The 15,655-nt window shown below is 60.6% G+C and carries 10 protein-coding genes; 8 read left to right on the top strand and 2 right to left on the bottom strand.

Annotated elements, in window-relative coordinates; all coding sequences use genetic code 11:
- Window positions 1–87: 87 nt before the first annotated feature.
- On the top strand, window positions 88–1,977 hold the full coding sequence (acs, locus tag PB2503_RS08605; RefSeq protein ID WP_013300857.1) for an acetate--CoA ligase: 1,890 nt from the start codon (window positions 88–90) through the stop codon (window positions 1,975–1,977).
- Between the two features lie 5 nt (window positions 1,978–1,982).
- Here the strand turns inward: acs (PB2503_RS08605) and PB2503_RS08610 are convergent, their stop codons facing one another.
- Window positions 1,983–3,389, bottom strand: a complete 1,407-nt coding sequence (locus PB2503_RS08610; RefSeq protein WP_013300858.1) for an alginate export family protein — start codon at window positions 3,387–3,389, stop codon at window positions 1,983–1,985.
- 33 nt (window positions 3,390–3,422) lie between these two features.
- Here PB2503_RS08610 and PB2503_RS08615 point away from each other — a divergent pair, with 33 nt between their 5' ends.
- The 5 genes from PB2503_RS08615 (at window position 3,423) to PB2503_RS08635 (ending at window position 11,369) form a co-directional block, all read left to right on the top strand.
- Window positions 3,423–3,800, top strand: coding sequence for an ArsR/SmtB family transcription factor (locus PB2503_RS08615; protein WP_238525764.1), 378 nt, complete (start codon window positions 3,423–3,425; stop codon window positions 3,798–3,800).
- A gap of 188 nt (window positions 3,801–3,988) precedes the next feature.
- Window positions 3,989–5,308 (top strand): UDP-glucose dehydrogenase family protein, encoded by a 1,320-nt coding sequence (locus PB2503_RS08620; RefSeq protein ID WP_013300860.1) that lies wholly within the window; start codon window positions 3,989–3,991, stop codon window positions 5,306–5,308.
- 331 nt (window positions 5,309–5,639) lie between these two features.
- The gene (locus PB2503_RS08625) at window positions 5,640–5,921 is read left to right on the top strand and encodes a DUF4212 domain-containing protein (RefSeq protein ID WP_041535509.1); all 282 of its coding nucleotides are present in this window, start codon (window positions 5,640–5,642) and stop codon (window positions 5,919–5,921) included.
- A 3-nt stretch (window positions 5,922–5,924) separates the two neighbouring features.
- On the top strand, window positions 5,925–7,745 hold the full coding sequence (locus PB2503_RS08630; protein WP_013300862.1) for a sodium:solute symporter family protein: 1,821 nt from the start codon (window positions 5,925–5,927) through the stop codon (window positions 7,743–7,745).
- A 162-nt stretch (window positions 7,746–7,907) separates the two neighbouring features.
- Window positions 7,908–11,369: a PAS domain-containing hybrid sensor histidine kinase/response regulator gene (locus tag PB2503_RS08635; protein WP_013300863.1), complete on the top strand. Its 3,462-nt coding sequence runs from the start codon at window positions 7,908–7,910 to the stop codon at window positions 11,367–11,369.
- A gap of 106 nt (window positions 11,370–11,475) precedes the next feature.
- Here PB2503_RS08635 and PB2503_RS08640 read toward each other — a convergent pair whose 3' ends face one another.
- Window positions 11,476–12,117 carry a response regulator gene (locus tag PB2503_RS08640; RefSeq protein ID WP_013300864.1) on the bottom strand — a complete coding sequence of 214 codons (642 nt, stop codon included), beginning with the start codon at window positions 12,115–12,117 and terminating at the stop codon, window positions 11,476–11,478.
- A gap of 181 nt (window positions 12,118–12,298) precedes the next feature.
- Here PB2503_RS08640 and PB2503_RS08645 point away from each other — a divergent pair, with 181 nt between their 5' ends.
- Together PB2503_RS08645 and acs (PB2503_RS08650) are read left to right on the top strand one after the other, a co-directional pair.
- Window positions 12,299–13,585: a DcaP family trimeric outer membrane transporter gene (locus PB2503_RS08645; protein WP_013300865.1), complete on the top strand. Its 1,287-nt coding sequence runs from the start codon at window positions 12,299–12,301 to the stop codon at window positions 13,583–13,585.
- A 21-nt stretch (window positions 13,586–13,606) separates the two neighbouring features.
- Window positions 13,607–15,586, top strand: coding sequence for an acetate--CoA ligase (gene acs / locus PB2503_RS08650; protein ID WP_013300866.1), 1,980 nt, complete (start codon window positions 13,607–13,609; stop codon window positions 15,584–15,586).
- Window positions 15,587–15,655: the final 69 nt, after the last annotated feature.

A 15,655-nucleotide genomic window follows, 5' to 3' on the forward strand; every position in this document is an offset into this window, starting at 1 on the left:
GCCACATGATGGGGGCGGTGGGGTCTGTGCGACCCCATTGACTTTAGGGCGGGCGCGCCCACCCTCCCAAATAGGAGGAATGCGCCAATGAGAAGAAGACAGGACCGCCCCCACCCCCAGGACCGCGACACTTTTTGGCTCGAAACGGCGTCGGTGCTCGACTGGATCACGATGCCGACGAAAGCGAGCGATGTGTCGTGGAAGGCAGAAGACTTCCGCATCAAATGGTTCGAGGATGGTGTTCTCAATGCTTGTGCTGAATGTCTTGACCGGCATTTAGCGACGCGCGGTAAGAAGACCGCATTCATTTGGGAAGGGGACGATCCCGAAATCTCTGAGACGATCACCTATGAGGAGGTCTTCGACCACGTTTGCCGGATGGCGAATGTCCTCAAGGCGCGGGGTGTCGACAAGGGAGACCGTGTCGTCCTTTATATGCCGATGGTGCCGGAGGCCGCCTATGCGATGTTGGCCTGCGCCCGGATCGGGGCGATCCATTCGGTGGTGTTCGGCGGGTTCAGTCCCGAGGCCCTTGCCAGCCGGATCAATGATTGCGGCGCCACAGCTGTTATCACTGCCGATGAGGGGCGCCGGGGGGGCAAGACGATCCCCCTCAAGGCCAATGTCGACCGAGCCTTGGAAAAGGCCGAAGGTGTCCGGCTTGTCCTCACCGTGAAAGTGACCGGGGGCGAGACTTCCATGGTGTCCGGTCGGGATCTGTGGTGGCATGAAATGCGCGATGAGGTCACCGCCGATTGTCCCGCTGAGCCCATGGCCGCCGAAGACCCGCTATTCATTCTCTATACGTCGGGGTCGACCGGCAAGCCGAAGGGCGTCATCCACAGTACAGGGGGCTATCTTGTCTATGTCGCCTATACATTCGGTCTCGTCTTCGATATCGATCCGGATAAGGATATCTATTGGTGTACGGCGGATGTCGGCTGGATCACGGGCCACAGTTATATGGTCTATGGTCCGCTCGCTCGCGGTGCGACATCGCTCTTGTTCGAGGGCGTTCCCACCTATCCCGATCCCGGCCGATTGTGGTCGGTGACGGAGAAACATAACGTCACCATTCTTTATACCGCGCCGACAGCGATCAGGGCATTGATGAAAGAGGGGGATGGCTTCGTCAAAGCCCATGATCGGTCGAGTTTAAGATTGCTGGGATCCGTGGGCGAACCTATCAATCCAGAGGCCTGGCGCTGGTATCATGATGTCGTGGGGGAGGGGCGGTGCCCGATCGTCGATACCTGGTGGCAGACCGAGACGGGCGGGATCATGATTACCCCGCTCCCCGATGAGCCGATGGATAAGCCCGGCTGGGCGACCGCCCCTCTGCCGGGTATCGAATTGAGCCTCGTCGACCAGGAAGGCCATCGCCTTGAGGGGGACGCGGAGGGACTGCTCCTCATCACCGCGGGCTGGCCGGGCCAGGCGCGGGGCGTCTACGGCGATCCGCAACGGTTCATCGATACCTATTTCTCTGCTTATCCCGGCACTTACTTTACCGGCGATGGGGCCCATCGGGACGCCGAAGGCGACTATCGCATCACAGGGCGGGTCGATGATGTGCTGAATGTCTCTGGCCACCGGATGGGCACGGCAGAGATTGAAAGCGCTCTTGTGGCGCATCCTGCCGTGGCTGAGGCGGCTGTCGTTGGCTATCCCCACGATGTTAAAGGCCAGGGGATTCACTGTTACGTGATCCTTCAGAGTGACGTTCAGGAGACCGACGATTTGCCCCAGACCCTACGGCAGCATGTGCGGCAGGATATCGGCCCGGTGGCAACGCCTGATCGTGTACAGATCGCTCCTGGCCTGCCAAAGACCCGCTCAGGGAAAATCATGCGGCGTATCTTGCGGAAGATTGCGGAGGGGCACCCCGACCAACTTGGCGACACCTCGACCCTGGCCGAGCCGGAGATCGTCGACACGCTTGTCGCTGACGCCCAACGCTTCACCAAAGGGGCGTAGCGTTCTCAATAATGAAAGGTGAGCTGGCCGTACCCAAATAGGGTGCGGTCGCCCTCAGGGCCACCTTCGACGGTGTCCAGGAACTCGCCGAAGAGGAAGGCTGAGGTCCCGACCTCCAGCCTGACATTTCCGGGGACGAGCCAGTACCGAACCCGCGTATCAAGCGTATGCCCCATAAAGGCGCCTGCGCTGCCGCTCTGATCGCGATAGCCCGCGATAACGAAGCTATCTGTATCCGATGCCAAAAACGCCGCTGAATAGTGGAGCCGCATATCGGTGCGGGGGCTGGGTTTTGCCGAAAAGCGGACCCCCGGGGCGGACAGATTGGCGGGGGTCAGGGGGCCGTGCAGCGATGTGTTGTTCAAATCGCCACGCCTCCCATTGAACAGACGCTCATATTGTCCGTAGTCATCGTCGCCGGGGGTCTCGTCGCCGGAAGCGTAATAATATTGCACGGCGAGGTGCGGCGACCAGGGCGCATCGAAGGTATAGCCGAGACGAGCCAAGCCAAAACTTGCGCGCGTATCTAGATCTTCCGTGTCGGTCGGGTCCGTCGTGGCCCGCCTTTTGCCCAGCCGAACGGCGCCTTCAAGGTCGAGGTCCCACTGCCCCCGGACCGGCGCTTTCAGCAACCGTGCCCCCGGCGTGACATAATGGCGGTTGGCCGTTGGCGTCCCGTCCGTATCGGTTTCGTCGAACCCATAAAGATAGACTTCCCCCCATAGGTCATCGACGATTGTCGGGGCGATATCCGCGCGCCGGTAATGGAGCGCCCAGAAGCGGCGGTTCCACTGCTCCTGATCGGCGACAATGGTATTATCCCTAAGGCCTTCGCGGTCTGTTGGGCGACGGTCGACCAGGGCGGCGAGGACAGCGTGAAATTCGTCCCCCGACGGAGTGGTCGATACCCAATGCACGCCGGTATAGGGCCGAATGACATTGGCGAAGTCGAAGCGGGCGATCTGCCGCCGCGATCCAATGGCGATGGTCTGTCGGCCGAGCGTCACTTCGGTTTCGGATTGGGGGCCAAGGATCCTTGGTCCTTCTACTTTGGCATAGAGCTGGAGCAGATCGAGGGCATTCACAAACCCTACGGAGAGGGGGGTGCCGCGATCGTCCAGATAGGTTCGACTGTCCTGAAGCTCGCCCCCAAAGCGCACCAGCCCTAAATCGATCGAGCCTTTCAGCAGGGTGCGGATGGCCAGAAGCTGATCGCTCCCCGTGCGTCCCTGCCGGAATTGGCCGTCGAGACTTTCATAGCGAAAGCGGGTCTCGCCCTCGATCTGAACCGCCTCGCCACCCCCCAGGGCGTCCGCCAAGCGCACTGGCTCGGCCTGGGCGGCACCAAGAAGCCCCCCGCCCGCACAGAGTCCCCCCGACAAGAGCGCCGACCATTGCGATCGCTTTGTCATATTGTTGCCCTCAAGGTGTTAGGATAGAAAACCATGATGGAAATTTCTCATGCCGTCGCAGCGCTTGGCGCCCTCGCTCAGCAAACCCGCCTGCGGGTATTCCGCCTGTTGATTACCGAGGGGGCCAAGGGGCTGCCTGCGACCGAAATTGCCGCGCGCCTGGGGGTTCGCCGCAACCTGATGTCGGCTCATCTCAGGGCGCTTCACCAGGCGGGCCTGTCGATCTCCCGCCGGGAAGGGCGGCAGATTTACCACGCCGTCGACGTGGCGGCCGTCCGGCATCTGTTGACGTTCCTCGTCCAAGATTGTTGTCAGGGGAATGCCGACCAATGTGCCTCGCTCCTCAATGACATCTTGCCGCTGACCGGCTGTAAGGGCGAAGCGTCAATGGGTCAAGAATTGTTGAACTAAAAGGGCGTGGCCCTCCCTTGATGGGGCGTCGGGTAAAACGGCCCTTCGGACGGGATCTGGCGGGATTGTGAGGGGGATGGGCACACCGTCCAGAAACCCTTGACGCTTACAGCCTTGACGCGGGCGCGCGGTCGGGGTCCATCTATTGCAAGGGCGAATGCAGCCACCTTAGCGAAGAGGAGATACGTGTGCGGGTAGCGATGATCGGGACCGGCTATGTTGGGCTTGTGTCGGGGGCCTGTTTCTCCGACTTCGGGCATACCGTGGTGTGCGTTGATAAAAACGCCTCCAAGATCGAGCGGCTCGAGCGCGGGGAAATCCCGATCTATGAGCCTGGCCTCGAAAAGCTCGTCGCCAAAAATGTGGATGCGGGACGGCTGAGCTTTACGCAAAGCCTGGCCGATGCCGTGCCGGAAGCGGACGCCGTGTTCATTGCGGTCGGCACCCCCTCCCGCCGCGGCGATGGCCATGCGGATTTGTCCTATGTCTATGCGGCGACAGAGGAAATTGCGGCAGCCATCAACGGCTATACGGTTGTCGTCACTAAATCCACGGTCCCCGTCGGGACGGGCAGCGAGGTCGAGGCGATCATCAAAAAGGTGCGCCCTGACTTTTTGCCGGGTACCCATTTTTCCGTCGCATCGAACCCTGAATTCCTGCGGGAAGGGGCGGCGATCGACGACTTCAAACGGCCCGATCGGGTCGTGGTCGGCGCTGAGGATGATAAAGCGCGAGAAGTGATGTCCGAGCTCTATCGGCCCTTGTTCATCAATGAGACACCCATCGTGTTCACCAATAGGACGACCTCTGAGCTCATCAAATACGCCGCCAACGCGTTTCTGGCGACCAAGATCACCTTTATCAACGAAATTGCCGATCTCTGCGAAAAAGTCGGGGCGAATGTCCAGCAGGTCGCCAAAGGCATCGGTCTTGATGGACGGATCGGGAAAAAATTCCTCCATGCGGGGCCGGGCTATGGCGGCTCGTGCTTTCCGAAGGATACGCTTGCGCTGGTCCGAACGGCCCAGGACCACGACAGCCCGGTGCGGATCGTCGAAGCGGTGGTCGATATCAATAAAAAACGCAAAGAGGGGATGGTCGACCGTGTGGCCGCTGCTCTCGGCGGCTCGCTTTCGGGCAAGACCGTCGCGGTCCTCGGCCTTACCTTCAAGCCGAATACGGACGATATGCGTGACAGCCCAAGCCTTGACCTTGTGCCCGGCCTGATCGCTGCCGGCGCGACTGTCAGGGCCCATGACCCCGAGGGAATGGGGGAGGCCAAGCATCTTCTTCCTGAAGCCGTCAATTATTGTGACGGCCCCTATCACGCCAGCGAAGGAGCTGACGCAGTGGTCATTCTGACCGAGTGGGAGAGCTATCGCGCCCTCGATCTCGACCGCGTCAAAGGCTTGCTCAACCAGCCTGTCTTTGTCGATCTGAGGAATGTGTACGATTCCGCGACAATGACGGCGAAGGGGTTTGTCTACAGTTCGATCGGCCGTCCCTGATCCCCCGGGCCTGATCCCCCGGGACGCCCTTGATCTGTGCACCACCGGTCAAGGGCGATGGCGCCCGCTGTCGCCGATTTGCCGGGGGCGCATAGCCCTCGACGGGCTTTGCTGCCGGGGGGGGCGGCCCGTTATGCCTTTTGTCCCCACCCCCCAATAGGAAAAGGGCGGCTGGCCGCTCTTTTTCGATCTTCATGGCATGTTGAGCGATGGGGCGCGCCGCTGAAGCGGCTACGACCAAAGTCGCTCTAGCGCAAAGCGCGTATCTGACGGAGTCTCTCCCCTGTCAAAATGCGTCCATAAGGGGCGCATACGGATGGGAGGATCGATCATGAGTGACGTCCAAAAAAAACCAAGACTGACGTCTGACGAAGCCAAGGCCTATTGGTCATCGGCGCTCCGTTTGACGGTCGGTCTCCTCGCGGTGTGGTTCGCCGTCTCCTACGGGGCCGGCGTTATTTTCCGGGAGTTCTTAGATCAATTTTCAATCGGCGGCGCACCGCTGGGGTTTTGGTTTGCCCAGCAAGGCGCGATCTATGTCTTCGTCGCCCTCATCTTTATCTACTGCTTTGCCATGAACCGGCTTGAGCGGCGCTATGGGCTGGGAGGCTAAGTCATGGATCAAACAGTCTGGACCTGGTTCTTCGTCCTTCTTTCCTTTTCTGCCTATTTAGGGATCGCAATCTGGTCCCGTGCGGGCAGTACGAATGATTTTTACGTCGCGGGGCATGACGTTCATCCGACAGTCAACGGCATGGCCACGGCTGCGGATTGGATGTCCGCCGCTTCGTTTTTGTCGATGGCCGGCCTCATCGCCTTTATGGGCTATGGGGGGTCGGTTTATCTCATGGGGTGGACCGGCGGCTATGTGCTGTTGGCGCTTCTCTTGGCCCCGTATTTGAGGGAATTCGGCAAATTTACCGTCCCCGACTTTGTCGGTGATCGGTACTATTCCACCTTCGCCCGCGTGGTGGCGGTGATTTGCGCCTTGTTCGTCTCTTTCACCTATATTGCAGGACAGATGAAAGGAGTCGGCGTTGCTTTCTCCGGCTTCCTCGGTGTGCCCTTTGAATGGGGGATTATCATCGGGATGGTGATCGTCTTTTTCTATGCGACCTTAGGCGGGATGAAGGGGGTGACCTATACCCAGGTGGTCCAGTATTGCGTGATGATCTTCGCCTATACCGTGCCGGCGATCTTCATCTCTCTGATCATTACGGGACATGTCCTTCCACAGGTGGGTTTCGTATCGAATGTTCGGGGAGAGGACGTCTCGATGCTGGCCAAGCTCAACACGACCCTTACCGATCTTGGCTTTAGGGAATATACAAGCACGGACAAATCAATGCTTGATGTGATCGCCATTACCGGTGCCTTGATGTTCGGGACGGCGGGCTTACCTCATGTCATCATCCGCTTTTTCACCGTGAAGAATGCCAAGGCGGCGCGGTATTCGGCGGGCTGGGCCCTTGTCTTCATTGCCCTGCTTTACACCACGGCGCCAGCGGTTGCCTCCTTTGCCAGGCTGAACTTTATCGACCAAGTCAATGGCGCCACCTATATTACCGACGATGTCGATTACGCCACCGAAGCGGCAGCGATCACGGCGGCTGGGGGCAAGCCCGTTCCGGCCTGGTACAAGGATTGGGAAAAGAGCGGTTACTTGCCCTTTGAGGACAAGAATGGCGACGGGGTGATGCAATATCGTGGGCCGAACAGCCCCGATGGGATCGAGAATGAGGTCAATCCCAATCGCGATATCTTCGTCCTCGCCAATCCGCAGATCGCGGCCCTGCCGGGCTGGGTGATCGGGCTGGTGGTGGCCGGTGGCCTCGCAGCGGCGCTCTCGACGGCCGCGGGGCTTCTGATGGTCATCTCCTCGGCGATCAGCCATGATCTTTGCCGGCGAACCTTGTTCCCAATGATGACCGACAAGACGGAGCTGCGCGTCGCGCGGGCTTCGGCGGCGGCGGCTGTCGTCGCGGCGGGATTGCTGGGGCTGTTTGCGACCTCTCTCCCCTTTGTGGCGCAGGTGGTGGCCTTTGCCTTCGGTCTGGCGGCGGCGTCCTTGTTCCCGATCATCTTTCTCGGGATCTTCTGGTCACGGATGAATAAGGAGGGGGCTGTGTTCGCGATGCTCTCCGGGCTGATCAGTACCTTCTGGTACATCGTCTACTTTAAGTTCGGCGGTGGCACCCCTGATCAGTATCTGTTCGGCGTGTCGCCCGAGGGGATCGGCTTTGTGTTCATGTTCATGAGCCTGGCGATCGGGATTGGGGTCTCGTTGATCACGGCCGCCCCGCCGCAGGATATCGTCGACCTTGTCGAGGATATCCGTATCCCCGGCACCCGCGAGCCGCATGGCATTGCCGATAAGGGGATGCAGCCTGACCGCGACTATGGGGAGGAGGGGCTCGCCCCCATCCCCGCCGAATAAGGCGCATCGACGTTTGGCGGACAAGGCCTCCACGACCTCCGCCAGACGTTCGCTGACCCCCGGCGCGCCCACGCCGGGGGTTTTCGTGTTCGGTCCCGACCTTTGGCGAACTTGTCTTGGGCAGGGAATATCCGTCACTGTGGCGGGAAAGGAGGCGGCGATATGCCGGTTTGGCTGATCCTTGGGGTCACTTTACTCTATGCCAGCGGGCTTTTGGCGGTGGCGTGGCGTCGGGATCGCCAGAGTGACGCGGGATCGCCGGCACAGCGGTCGACCGTCTATGCCCTGGCCCTTGGGGTCTATTGTACGTCTTGGACGTATTTCGGCGCCGTCGGCACCGCGACCTCCAGCGGCTGGGAATATCTGCCGATCTATCTAGGCCCGATCCTGGTCTTCTTGTTCCTGCCCGTCATCTTGCGGCGCATTTCCGAGGTCGCGCAAAAAGAGAGCATCACGTCGCTCTCTGACTTTCTTGCGGCGCGCTATGGCAAGAGCCGCGGTGTCGGGGTGCTCGTGACGCTGGCGGCGACGGCTGGCAGTCTTCCCTATATCGCCCTCCAATTGAAATCGGTGGGGATGAGTTTCGAAGCGCTGGCGCAAGGGTCGCAAGCGTCGGAGGCCTCCGGCGAGACCATCCTGATCGCCGCCGTCGCCCTTGCTCTGTTCGCCATTCTGCTTGGCACGCGCCAGTCCGATACGACACGGTATAATCCCGGCTTGATGTGGCTTCTGGCGGTCGAAAGTATGATCAAGCTGATTGCTCTGGTTGCCGTTGCCATTCTCTCTCTTTGGGCCCTTCCGCAGATCGCCCCCGCTCAAGCCGCTGCGGCCGCCGCCCCCTTTACCGCCACCGATGTCTCGGCACGGTTGATCACGATCACCCTTCTCTCCATGGCGGCAATCATCTGCCTGCCGCGTCAATTCCATGTCGCCATTATCGAACGTCAATCTGAGACCGATCTGGGCCGGGCGCGCTGGCTTTTCCCGCTATATCTGGCCCTGACCTCCGTCGTGGTGGTCCCCATCTCGATCGCCGGGACCGGGCTACTGCCGGCAGGCGTTCCCGCCGATCTCTACGTTCTAAGCCTACCGCTCTTTCTGGATGCGCCGGCCCTCGCCCTTTTTGTGTTCCTTGGGGGGCTGTCGGCGGCCGCAGGCATGGTCATCGTCTCTGTCATTGCCCTCTCGACGATGGTCACCAACGATGTGCTGGTCCCCGGATTGATGCGGGTCGGGCGGTTATCGAGCGTCTCTGGGAATTCGGGCACCCGGCTTGTGACCCTCAGGCGGTGGGTGATCGGGATCATCCTGGCCCTGGCCTATGGCTATACCCGGGTATCCGGCAGCGAAGCCCTGGCCCAGATCGGGCTTCTCTCCTTTGCCGCCGCCGCCCAATTCGCCCCAGCGCTGATCGGGGCGGTCTTTTGGCCCGCCGGGAAGGCAGCAGGTGCCCTGGCGAGCATTGGGCTCGGTATGGCCATTTGGGTCTATTGCCTCTTCCTGCCCTCGATCATCGGTGTCGAAACCATCCAGGCGGTCATGCCCGCCATGCTCGACCCCTACGGATTATTCGGCAGTCAGATCGATGATCCCCTGACCCATGGCGTGCTTTGGAGCCTTCTGGCGAATCTTCTGTGTTATATAGGGGTGTCCTTACGCCGGCCCGAACGGTTGCGAGACCGTATCCAATCGACCGCGTTTACCGGCGACCGAACGGTACGCTTGCCAGAGCAGGTGCCTGTGGCCCGGCAGGCGGAGGGGATCAGCCCAAATGGCCTTAAAACTCTGGCTGCGCGGTTCCTTTCGGGGGAAGCGGTCGATCACGCCTTTGCCCGCTTCGGGCAGGAGACAGGCGTCCTTACCGACGGCAATGGTCCCGCCGATTGGCGCTTGGTCCAACGGACAGAGCGGCTACTTGCCAGTGCGCTTGGCGCCTCCTCGGCCCGCGTGGTCATGGCCTCGGCCATCGGAGGGGGGGATGTGGCGTTCCGCGACCTTCTCGACATCCTCGATCATCGGACCCAGGCGGAACGATTCGATCGTCACATGCTGCAGGCCATGTTGGAGAATGTCAGCCAGGGGATCAGCGTGGTCGATGGCAGGCAGCGGTTGGTCGCCTGGAACTCCGCCTATGTCGAGCTTTTTCGTTATCCGCAGGATCTCCTCAGGATTGGGATCCCGATCGGGAAATTGATCGAGCACAATATCGCCAGGGGCTGGGTGGAGGATGGAAATCCCGCCCAGGAGATCCAACGGCGCCTTCAGCATATGCAACAAGGTCGGCCGCACTATTTCGAGCGATCCATGGAGGGGGGGCGGTATCTCCGCATTGTCGGCAACCCCATGCCCGGGGGCGGCTATGTCACGACCTTCACGGACATCACCGAGGATAAGCGCCGCGAGCAGGCTCTTATCGAAGCGAATGAAACCCTCGAAGAACGCGTCCAAGAGAGGACCTTCGAGCTGGAACGCATGGCCGAAGACCGCGACGCGGCCATGAAGGATGCGGAGGCCGCCAATGCGTCGAAAACCCGCTTTCTTGCGGCGGCAAGCCACGATCTTCTCCAACCGCTTAACGCCGCCCGACTGTTCCTCGGCGCGATCACCGCCCCGGATCCGCGCAACCATGAGCTTGTTGTGAAGACGGACCGAGCTATTCAATCGGCAGACGGATTGCTGAAGGGCCTCCTCGATATTTCCCGCCTCGACCAGGGGAATATCGTTGCCCAGCCCGTCAGCCTCCCCCTTAACCTCCTGTTTGAAGACCTTGTCGAAGAGGCGATTCCGATGGCGACTCAGGCAGGATTGCGGATCAGGATGGTGCCAACCCGCCATGCCGTATACGCCGACCCCCATTTCCTGGAGAGCATACTGCGCAATTTCATTTCGAATGCCCGTCGCTATACGGTGAAGGGCGGGGTCCTGATCGGCGCACGGGCGCGGGGAGACAGGGTCCGAATTGAGGTATGGGATACAGGGCCCGGTATCCCCGCCGACAAATTGCCGGCCCTGTTCGACGAATTTCGGTGTTTTGCGGATACGGATAATGCCGGGATCAGAGGGGCTGGCCTTGGCCTATCCGTCGCCAAACGCATGGGGGATTTGATGGGGGCCGAGATGACCGTTCGATCGACGGTCGGCAAAGGCAGCCTGTTCGCTGTCACCCTGCCCATGGCGGCGCCGCAGCCAAATCGCCTTAGGAACGCCACATCGCCCGCCCCCGTCGATCCGGGTGAGGCCATTCGCGGGCTGAACGTTTTGTGCGTCGATGACGAAAAATCGATCCGTGAAGGCATGGCGGCCTTGTTGGAAAGTTTTGGCTGCACCGTCTATCTTGCCGAAAATCCCGATCAGGCCATGGACCTCGTGACGGCAAAGCGGCCGGTGGTTGTCATCGCCGATCAGCGCCTCGGCACTCAACTGGAGGGGGCTGACCTACTCGCTGCTCTGAAGGAACAAGAGGGGGGCATGGTCTGTGCACTGCTGACGGCGAGTTCGGCGCCGGAGGTGTCGGAGAAAGCGGCGAGTATGGGCATCCCGATTTTTCGCAAACCGGTCGACCCGGCAGCCCTGAGGTCGTTTCTTGAGCGCGCCGTGATGGCGCGGCCAGAAGCAGCCGAATAGGGCGCTAGAGCCGTTTCAGGTCAATCGACGTCGTGAAACGTCTCAAGGCCCTTGTTTTATCGAGATATCTTCCCGCGAACCGGTGCCCATTTCGTTTGCAAAGACCCTAGAGCGCGACGGCCTCGCGATAGAGTAATAGCGCCTGGGTCCGGTTCGTGGCGCCGAGCTTTCGCATGATCGCGGTCATGTGCGCCTTCACCGTGGCGTCGGAGATCCCCATCTCGTAAGCGATTTGCTTGTTGAGAAGGCCAGCGGCGAGACCATTCAGCACCCGCCGCTGGGCCGGCGTCAGCTGGGCCAGGTTGCGGGCCGCCGCGGAGACATCATCCGCTGCCTGCGTCGCGGTGGGATACCATTCCTGTCCCTCCAGAAGGAGGGTGAGGGCCTCTGTCAATTGAGGAAGCGGCAGGCTCTTGGGCAGATAGGCGGAAGCCCCCAGGGTTTTGGCGGTGGCGAACGCTTCCGCCGTCTCTGTGGCTGACACGACCGCCACGCGCGCCGTTCTTGCGGCACTGAGGAGCCGGGTCAGACCGTCGAACCCTTCTGTATCGCTCATATTGAGATCAAGCAGGATCAGGTCCGTTTGCTCGCTCTCGCTGGTTGGGCCGATGATCGAGAAGGCTTCGGCCAACGATCCTGCCTGGATGGCGGTCACATTGTCGTGCCCGGTTCGTTCGAGGGCGAACTGCAGGGCATCGCGAAAGAGCGGATGGTCGTCGACGATCAGCACGCGTCGAGGCTGCGTCATGATTACCTCCCATCAGGTGACGTCTTACGCGTCACTCTTTTTCGATTTTTCTAATGCGCCCGGCGTCAGAGTCGAGGGCACTAAGACTTTGGTCGTACGCCCATTCGCCAATTTCGTCAGGCGGCCTCCCAGCGGATACTTCCTAAAAAATATGAGAAAAACAGGGACAAAGGGAACACAGGTGAAAAGCATTCTCACAGCACTGCTTGCTTCTGCCGCCATTACGCCATCATTGGCGTTTGCGCAGCAGGATACCGAAGATCTCAAGGCGCGGATCACCGCACTCGAAGCGATGGTTGAGGATATGAAGGCCGCCCTTGCGGCCCAGACCCCTGCGCCGACCCGTCCCGCCGTCGAAACGCTCGCCTCCGCCCCTCGCGGCGCGACCCCCCCGCCCGCGCCGGGCCCGCAGGTCCGGGTTGGCGGTTTCGTCGATCTCGATGCCCATGTGTCGATGCTGAGCGACGGGGCGTTTGCGTCCTCATCGATCGCCCGTGACTTCTATATCCCCGGTGCCACGCCGATTGGAGGGGACGATCAGACGGTCACGGATCTCACGGCGGAGGCCTCTCGCCTCTTCGTTGAGGGCCAACAGACCGTCGGAGAGCGGGAGGTCAAAGGCTATGTCGAAATGGACTTCCTTGGGTCTTTCCAGGGCAATGAGCGGGTGTCCAATTCCTATAGTCCGCGCCTGCGCCGCGCGTTTGTCAGTTCAGGTCCCTGGCTTGTCGGCCAAGAATGGACCACCTTCCAAAACACAAGCGCGATCCCGGAAAGCGCCAGCTTTCTGGTTCTGTCCGACGGGATGGCGTTCGTCCGCCAACCTCAAATTCGCTATACCGCCGGCAAGCTTCAGATTGCCCTTGAAAATGGTGATACGACGATCACGGATATCGGGGGGGGACGGATCGAAGCGGACAGCAATGCGCTGCCGGACATTATCGTGCGCTATAACGAAAAGGGCGCCTTTGGGAATATCTCGATCGCGGCGATCGGCCGCCAGTTGAGGGCTGATCTGCCGGGGTTTGAGGAGGACGATATCGGGTATGGCTTAAGCGTCTCGGGGCGTCTCAACGCCGGGGCGAAGGACGATATCCGCTTCAACCTCTTCGGGGGCGAGGGGCTTGGCCGATATGTCGGCCTCAACGCCGTCAACGGTGCGGCCATCGATCCGGTGACCGGCGAGATCGAGGCGATCTCATCCTATGGCGGCTTGTTCGCCTGGCGACACCCCTTTGCGGGATCGGGCCGGATCAATCTTGGTGTTTCCGGTCTGTGGGCGGATCATCCCCCTTATATCGCGGGGAGCGCGACAAAGTCGGTCCAGTCGGCCTACGGCGCGCTGTTATGGGACGTCGCCGACAAGACGACGGTGGGCACGGAGTTGCTCTTCGGTATGCGCGAAAACGAAGCCGGTGACGATGGCACGATTACGCGTCTTACCTTTTCCACAAAATACGCATTCTGATCGCTGAAAGGACAGACCCGCATGGCTCATCTTGCTGAACAGACCGTTGCACCGGCTGAACGGGTCCATCCCGTTCCCGCCGATTTCGCCCAGAAGACCAATCTCGATCCTGCCGGCTATTTGGCGATGCGGCAGGAGGCGGAGACCGACCCGGTCGCGTTCTGGGCGCGGGAGGGGCAGCGACTTGACTGGATAGAGCCCTACACAAAGGTCAAAGACACATCCTTCGACCTACAGGATTTTCGGATCAAATGGTACGAAGACGGCGTTTTGAACGTCGCGGCCAATTGCCTTGACCGGCATTTGAAAACCAGAGGTGACAAACCCGCTATTATCTGGGAGGCGGACGACCCATCGAAAAGCCGTACCCTGACCTATCGCGACTTGTTCGAAGAGGTGTGCCGGTTTGCCAATGTGTTGAAAGACCTTGGGGTCGAACGGGGGGACCGGGTTACCCTCTACCTTCCCATGATCCCCGAAGCGGCGGTGGCAATGTTGGCCTGTGCGCGCATCGGGGCGATCCATTCGGTCGTCTTCGCCGGCTTCTCGCCGGAGGCGCTGGCGGGGCGTTTGATCGATTGTGGCAGCCAGGTGATCGTTACCGCCGACGGGGGCGTGCGCGGCGGCAAGTCCGTTCCGCTAAAAGCCAATGTTGATCGGGCGTGTGAGCAAGAGGGGGTGGATGTCCATTCCGTGTTGGTTATCCGCCGCACCGACGATCCAGTGAAAATGGTGGAGGGGCGAGACCATTGGCTGGAGGATTGTGCCGCCCTTGTCTCCGCCGAATGTCCCGCTGTGCCTATGGGAGCGGAGGATCCGCTCTTCATTCTTTATACGTCCGGGTCGACTGGGAAACCGAAAGGCGTCCTACATACGTCGGGAGGATATCTCGTTTGGGCCGCCATGACCCATGAATACGCCTTCGACCTCAAGGAAGATGACGTCTATTGGTGTTCGGCCGATATAGGATGGGTTACGGGCCATAGTTACATCGTTTACGGACCCTTGGCCAATGGCGCGACGACGGTCATGTTCGAAGGGGTGCCGACCTGGCCGGATGCCAGCCGATTTTGGCAAGTGGTCGATAAGCATCAGGTTTCGACCTTCTACACCGCCCCCACGGCGATCCGTGCCTTGATGCGCGAAGGTGACGCGCCCGTGCAGGCGACCTCTCGCAAGAGCTTGCGGCTTTTGGGAACCGTGGGGGAGCCGATCAACCCCGAAGCGTGGGAGTGGTATTATCGCACGGTCGGGGAAGCGCGATGCCCCATTGTCGATACGTGGTGGCAGACGGAAACCGGCGGGACGATGATGATGCCCATTCCTGGGACCACGGATCAAAAACCCGGTGCGGCGAGCCATCCCTTTTTCGGGGTCACCCCAGCATTGCTCGATGCGGAGGGCAGGGAACTGACCGGCGCTGCCGAAGGAAATCTCGTCATTCGCGACAGCTGGCCCGGCCAAATGCGGACGGTCTACGGCGACCATCAACGGTTCATCGATACCTATTTCTCCGCCTACCCTGGGAATTACTTTACCGGCGATGGCTGTCGTCGGGATGCCGATGGTTTTTATTGGATCACGGGCCGGGTGGATGACGTCTTGAACGTGTCCGGCCATCGGATGGGGACGGCGGAAATCGAGAGTGCCCTGGTGGCCCATCCCGCCGTCGCCGAAGCGGCCGTGGTGGGGTATCCCCACGACCTCAAGGGGCAGGGGATCTATGCCTATGTGACGCTGAAGGCGGGGCAGGAGGGCGATGACGATCTCCGTCGTGGTTTGATCCGCCATGTGAGGGCGGAGATCGGCCCCATCGCCATCCTCGATAAGGTCCAGTTCGCCCCCGGATTACCTAAAACCCGGTCGGGAAAAATCATGCGCCGGATCCTTCGGAAGATCGCGGAAAACAGCATCGATAGTTTGGGCGATACCTCAACCCTGGCGGACCCTGGTGTTGTCGATGAATTGATCGCTCATCGCTGTTCTGACATTGTCGCCTAAAAGGGCCCCTCGTCCTCTCTCCCATTCCCTTCGCTTGGCGCGGGGGGGAGGGGAGAGACCTCGGCATCG

This window comes from Parvularcula bermudensis HTCC2503, from assembly GCF_000152825.2.
In the GTDB taxonomy this organism is placed as follows: domain Bacteria; phylum Pseudomonadota; class Alphaproteobacteria; order Caulobacterales; family Parvularculaceae; genus Parvularcula; species Parvularcula bermudensis.